Here is a 239-nt window from a genome sequence, read left to right on the forward strand (position 1 = left end):
TTTGGCTGCGTCCAGCATTAACAACATTTCCATGAGATGGTCACTGTTGGGAAAAGTAGAACCGAGTATAAAAACACGTCTTCCACGAACCGACTCTTCAAAAGAAGGTTGAAACTCACCATCACTATAATTTGAGGTGATCACATTTCCTAAGGAAATACCAAATGCGTTGGCGATATCTTCTGCAAGAGCTTGACTTTGTTTACAGGCAAAAATTTTTGGTTCTGGAGCTTGCGTTG

General features: G+C 41.0%; 1 protein-coding gene. It reads right to left on the bottom strand.

Annotated elements, in window-relative coordinates; all coding sequences use genetic code 11:
* Nucleotides 1-239: ribose-phosphate pyrophosphokinase-like domain-containing protein (locus ACY2RT_RS15590; RefSeq protein WP_490156829.1), on the bottom strand; the 239-nt coding region annotated here is incomplete at both ends.

This window comes from Ulvibacter sp. 2210JD10-4 (assembly GCF_058148525.1).